Below are 5,153 nucleotides of genomic sequence, written 5' to 3'. Positions count from 1 at the left end.
ATATGGAGATTATATTGATTCTATTTTTGATGAATTAAAACATAAAGTAGATGAATGTAAAAGTATTGCTATTTTATTTGGTGGCCCTTATTCTTCAATCGAGGAAGATGTTTCTAATGCTAACTGGGATTTATTTAAAGTAAATACAATTCCGGATCAAGGAACTGAAACTGTTCGGACTGAAGAGGCAGTTGTCGCTACGCTTTCTTTATTCAACTTTATGAGATTTTAATTCTCTTGATTTATTAGTCTTATCACGCTAATAGATAACTTGCTCAACTTTTTATACATTAATGTTTTTAGGGCTCTCCTAAAAATTTACTTAGCGCAGAATGATTTATACATTGAATATATTCTTCATTGTGCTTCAATTGACATTAACTCAATGGAATATATTAAAATTTAATATTTATCTAGTTGTAATCTTTTTTACAGCTATTTATTATTTCGATGAGGTTATATTTTATATAATTCTTATCAACTTGTGTAATGGCTATTTATTTAGCTGTTAGACACTAAAAAATTAAATATAATTGAAAAATAAGGAAAAATATTAATAAGGAGGTTAAATTAAATGGTAAGACATCATCAGCCAAGAAAAGGGTCTGTTGCATTTAGTCCAAGAAAAAGAGCAGCAAAAGAAACCCCTAGAGTAAAATCTTGGCCACAAATGGATGAACCAAAATTACTCGGCCTCGCAGGTTATAAAGTGGGTATGACTCACGCTTTAATCACTGATACTGATAAAAACTCTCCTACCAATGGTATGGAAGTTTTCACTCCAGTAACTGTATTGGAAGTACCTCCGGTCGTAGTAATGGGAATTAGAGCTTATGAAAAAACTTCTCGTGGTTTGAAAGTTATCACCGAAGTACTTGCAGACAATTTAGATCAAGAACTTTCAAGGAAAATTTCTCTTCCGAAAGAATACAATAAATCTGAAGCTATTGCAAAAATACAAGGTGAATTAGAAAACACAGAAGATATTAGAGTATTGATACACACAAATCCAAAAGTAACTAGTGTACCTAAGAAAAAACCAGATATATTTGAATGTGGTATTGGAGGAGCTAATCCTGAAGAAAAATTAAACACTGCATTAGAATTATTAGGTAACGAAGTTAAAGCTAGTGAAATCTTCAATGAAGGAGAATTTGTTGATGCTATTGCAACTACAAAAGGAAAAGGATTCCAAGGTGTAGTAAAAAGATGGGGAATTAGAATTCAATATGGTAAAGCTGTTAGAGCAGGTAAAGGAAGACACGTTGGTTCTATTGGTCCTTGGACACCTAGAAGAACTATGTGGACTGTTGCACAAGCAGGTCAAATGGGATACCATAAAAGAACTGAATTCAATAAAAGAATTTTAAAAATTGCATCAGCTGATGAAGTTGATCAAATCAACCCAGATGGCGGATTTGTAAAATACGGTCTTGTTAAAAATGATTATGTTTTAGTAAAAGGTTCCCTCCCAGGTCCTTCTAAAAGATTAGTTATTTTAAGACAACCTATCAGACCTAATAACAAAGCTGAGGATATCCCTCAAATAAATTACATTAGTACAAAATCTAAACAAGGGGTATAATCATGAAAGTAAATGTTTATTCTATTAACGGGGAAGTAAAAGAAGAAATTGAACTTCCAGCTATTTTTGATGAAGTATACAGACCAGATTTAATCAAAAGAGCTGTACTTTCTGCACAATCTGCTAGAGTACAACCATGGGGAAATGACCCAATGGCAGGTAAAAGAACCTCCGCTAAAGGATGGGGTTCAGGTAGAGGTACTGCAAGAGTACCAAGGATTAAAAATGGTTCTAAAGCAGCTTTCGTACCAATGGCTATTGGTGGTAGACAAGCACATCCTACTAGAGCTGAAAAAAATCATCACGAAAAAATCAACGTAAAAGAAAGAAGATTCGCTATCAGATCTGCTGTAGCCGCAACTACCAATAAAGAGATTGTTGAAAACAGAGGTCACAAAGTCGAAGATTTAGAACAAGTTCCTATTATTGTTGAAGATGAAATCGAAGCAGTAAAAACCGCTAAACAAACTCGTGAAATTTTCGAAAATTTAGGTGTTTACGACGATATCATCCGTGCAAAAGAAGGTAAAAGAATCAGAGCTGGTAGAGGAAAAACAAGAGGAAGAAAATACAAAAAAGTAAAAGGACCTCTTGTTGTTGTAGGTGAAGATAATGGTATTTCATTAGGTGCAAGAAACCACGCTGGTGTAGATGTTGTGGTTGTTGAAAATTTAAATGCTGAATTATTAGCACCAGGAACTCACCCAGGAAGACTCACTGTTTACACTAAATCAGCTGTTGAAAAGTTAGGAGGTTTATTCCAATAAATTTGGAAAATAGGTGATTATTATGGATTCATACTCAATTATTATTAAACCTCATGTTACTGAAAAAACCATGAACTTAATCGATATGAATAATGAAATTGCTTTTGTCGTAAATCGTAAAGCTAACAAAGGTCAAATCAAAAGAGCTTTCGAAGATTTATACGATGAAAAAGTATTAAAAGTTAATACTCATATCACTCCTAAAGGTCAAAAAGTAGCATACATTAAACTTGTTGAAGAAGAAATGGCAGAAGAAATCGCTGTCAGAATGGGAGTATTCTAAGGAGGAATTTGAATGGGAAAACGATTAATACATCAAAGAAGAGGTAGAGGAACTCCTGCTCACCGTGTTGCTTCTCATCGTTTCAAAGATAAAATCAGATACAGATCTTACGATGCATTAGAAAAAGAAGGCAGTATCAAAGGTAAAGTTACTGATATTGTACACGACCCAGCAAGAACCGCTCCTATCGCTGAAGTAAAATTCGAAAATGGTGAAAAGAAATTTATATTAGCACCTGAAAGCATTCAAATTGATGATGAAATTGAATGTGGTATTTCCGCTCCTATTAAATTTGGTAACACATTACCACTCGCTGAAATTCCTGAAGGTACTCCAATCTATGATATTGAAAACACCCCTGGAGACGGAGGTCGTTTTGTAAGATCATCTGGAACTTATGCTAATGTTGTAACTCATGATGCTAACCAAACTGTTGTTGAATTACCATCTGGGGAATTAAAATACTTAAATCCTAACTGCCGTGCTAGTATCGGTGTAGTAGCTGGTGGAGGAAGAAAAGATAAACCATTCCTTAAAGCAGGTAAAAAATGGCATGCTTATAAAGCTAAAGGTAAGAAATTCATGACTGTAAGAGGAGTAGCAATGAACGCTGTTGATCACCCTCACGGGGGAGGTAACAGACAACATCCTGGTCGTCCAACTACTGTTTCAAGACATGCACCACCAGGAAGAAAAGTTGGTTCAATTGCAGCTAAGAGAACAGGTTTAAAAAGATAGATAGAGGGTGTTTCATTGGCAAGAAAAGTATTTAAATATAAAGGTTATACTCTTGAAGAATTACAAGACATGTCTTTAGAGGAAGTAATGAAATTATTACCTGCAAGACAAAGAAGGTCTTTAAAAAGAGGATTCTTACCAAGACAACAAATTGTTTTGGATAAAATGAGAAAATTGAATAAAGAAGGAACTAAAGATGGTCGTCCTGTTGTAATTAGGACTCATTGTAGGGACATGATTGTTTTACCAGAAATGGTTGGTACCACTTTCGGTATTTATGACGGTCAAAATTTTGTAGAAGTAACTCTTACTCCAGAAATGATTGGTCACTACTTCGGTGAATATGCACCAACAAGAAAAAGAGTTCAACACGGAGACCCAGGTATGGGTGCTACAAGATCATCCATGTTTGTACCACTTAAATAAGGAGATTAGAACATGGCTAACAAATATGCTTATAATAATGATGTTGATGAAGAAAAAACAGCACGTGCTATGGCAAAATCTCTTAAGATTTCTCCAAAACACAGTGTTGAGATTTGTAGAGCAATAAGAGGAATGGAAGTAGTTAAAGCTAAAGCTTACTTAGAAGATGTTATCGGAATGAAAAAATCAGTTCCTTTTAAAAGACACAACAAAAAAGTTGGTCACAGAAAAGGTCAAGAAGGATGGCCTAGTGGAAGATACCCTGTAAAAGCAGCAGAACAAATCTTAAAAGTTTTAGAAAATGCTGAAGCTAATGCAGAGTACAAAGGTTTAGACACTGAAAAATTATTCATTGAACACATTTCAAGTCACAAAGGTGTTGTAATACCTGGATACATACCAAGAGCATTTGGTAGAATGACTCCATTTAACACACCTACTACTCATATTCAAATTGTATTACAGGAGGCTAACTAATGATAGAAAAAGATTTCGTTCAAGAAGGCCTTAGAAGAACTAGAATTGACGAATACTTAGAAAAAGAATTAGAAAGAGCTGGATACGGCGGTATGGAAGTTCAAATTACTCCTTTAGGTACCATGGTTATTGTTTATGCAGAAAGACCGGGTATGGTTATTGGTAGAGGAGGAAAAAATGTAAGAACTATTACCAACACTCTTAAAACTGAATTTGGATTAGACAATCCTCAAATTGAAGTTAAAGAAGTTGATGTTCCTGAACTCAACCCAAAAATCATGGCTTACAAAATTTCTAATATGTTACAAAGAGGAATGCACTTTAGAAGAGTAGCTTACTCCACTATTCGTAGAATTATGGGAGCAGGAGCTCAAGGTGTAGAAGTAACTATTTCTGGTAAAATCAGAGGTTCTAGATCTGCTGTAGCTAAATTTGTTGAAGGATACATTAAAAAATGTGGAGAACCTTCAATCAGATTTGTTGAAGAAGGCTTCGCTACTGCTGAATTGAAACCTGGTGTTTTAGGTATTTATGTAAGAATTATGCCTCCAGAAACTGTATTACCTGATTCTGTAGAAATTCTTCCTCCAAGAGTTACCATTGAAGAAGATGGTGAAGTTGTAGAAGATGAAGAAATTGATATTGAAACTGAAGAAATCATCGAAGAAGAAATCATTGAGGAAGTTGAAGATCTCGAAGAATTAGAAGAAGTTGTCGAAGAAGAATCTACTGAAGAAGTAGAAGAAAATGATGATTAAATATTATAAATTTAATTATCTAAAAGAGTTGGAACAATGGCGATTTTAAGAAGTAAAGAAATTTGGGACATGGAAGTTGATGAGATTCAAGAAAAATTAGTTGAACTCAGAACTGAATT

General features: G+C 34.3%; 8 protein-coding genes and 1 pseudogene. All 9 read left to right on the top strand.

What is annotated here, in order from left to right; genetic code table 11:
- On the top strand, positions 1 to 232 hold a 232-nt coding region (locus QZU75_RS12315; RefSeq protein WP_296884109.1), incomplete at its 5' end, for a putative RNA uridine N3 methyltransferase.
- A 342-nt stretch (positions 233 to 574) separates the two neighbouring features.
- Complete coding sequence (gene rpl3p, locus QZU75_RS12310; protein ID WP_296884107.1) at positions 575 to 1,585, top strand: 50S ribosomal protein L3; 1,011 nt, start codon at positions 575 to 577, stop codon at positions 1,583 to 1,585.
- Between the two features lie 2 nt (positions 1,586 to 1,587).
- On the top strand, positions 1,588 to 2,352 hold the full coding sequence (gene rpl4p, locus QZU75_RS12305) for a 50S ribosomal protein L4 (RefSeq protein WP_296884105.1): 765 nt from the start codon (positions 1,588 to 1,590) through the stop codon (positions 2,350 to 2,352).
- A gap of 22 nt (positions 2,353 to 2,374) precedes the next feature.
- Positions 2,375 to 2,635, top strand: a complete 261-nt coding sequence (locus tag QZU75_RS12300; protein ID WP_296884103.1) for a 50S ribosomal protein L23 — start codon at positions 2,375 to 2,377, stop codon at positions 2,633 to 2,635.
- A 12-nt stretch (positions 2,636 to 2,647) separates the two neighbouring features.
- On the top strand, positions 2,648 to 3,373 hold the full coding sequence (locus tag QZU75_RS12295) for a 50S ribosomal protein L2 (protein ID WP_296884102.1): 726 nt from the start codon (positions 2,648 to 2,650) through the stop codon (positions 3,371 to 3,373).
- A gap of 15 nt (positions 3,374 to 3,388) precedes the next feature.
- Positions 3,389 to 3,799: a 30S ribosomal protein S19 gene (gene rpsS / locus QZU75_RS12290; protein ID WP_296884100.1), complete on the top strand. Its 411-nt coding sequence runs from the start codon at positions 3,389 to 3,391 to the stop codon at positions 3,797 to 3,799.
- Between the two features lie 12 nt (positions 3,800 to 3,811).
- Positions 3,812 to 4,276: a 50S ribosomal protein L22 gene (locus tag QZU75_RS12285; protein WP_296884098.1), complete on the top strand. Its 465-nt coding sequence runs from the start codon at positions 3,812 to 3,814 to the stop codon at positions 4,274 to 4,276.
- Positions 4,276 to 5,034: a 30S ribosomal protein S3 gene (locus tag QZU75_RS12280; RefSeq protein WP_296884096.1), complete on the top strand. Its 759-nt coding sequence runs from the start codon at positions 4,276 to 4,278 to the stop codon at positions 5,032 to 5,034. The genes QZU75_RS12285 and QZU75_RS12280 overlap by 1 nt, the downstream gene beginning before the upstream one ends.
- A gap of 36 nt (positions 5,035 to 5,070) precedes the next feature.
- Positions 5,071 to 5,153, top strand: a pseudogene (locus tag QZU75_RS12275) (50S ribosomal protein L29); the annotation flags it as partial.

The sequence above is a fragment of the uncultured Methanobrevibacter sp. genome (genome assembly GCF_902764455.1).
Classification (GTDB): Archaea; Methanobacteriota; Methanobacteria; order Methanobacteriales; family Methanobacteriaceae; genus Methanocatella.
Note: the sequence above shows the minus strand (reverse complement) of the source record. Positions and strands in the feature narration are given on the sequence as shown.

Excerpts from the sequence above, each read along its gene's own strand:
- QZU75_RS12300 (WP_296884103.1), top strand. The coding sequence starts at position 2,375 with ATGGATTCATACTCAATTATTATTAAACCTCATGTTACTGAAAAAACC.
- QZU75_RS12280 (WP_296884096.1), top strand. The coding sequence starts at position 4,276 with ATGATAGAAAAAGATTTCGTTCAAGAAGGCCTTAGAAGAACTAGAATT.
- QZU75_RS12285 (WP_296884098.1), top strand. The coding sequence starts at position 3,812 with ATGGCTAACAAATATGCTTATAATAATGATGTTGATGAAGAAAAAACA.
- rpl4p (WP_296884105.1), top strand. The coding sequence starts at position 1,588 with ATGAAAGTAAATGTTTATTCTATTAACGGGGAAGTAAAAGAAGAAATT.
- rpl3p (WP_296884107.1), top strand. The coding sequence starts at position 575 with ATGGTAAGACATCATCAGCCAAGAAAAGGGTCTGTTGCATTTAGTCCA.
- QZU75_RS12295 (WP_296884102.1), top strand. The coding sequence starts at position 2,648 with ATGGGAAAACGATTAATACATCAAAGAAGAGGTAGAGGAACTCCTGCT.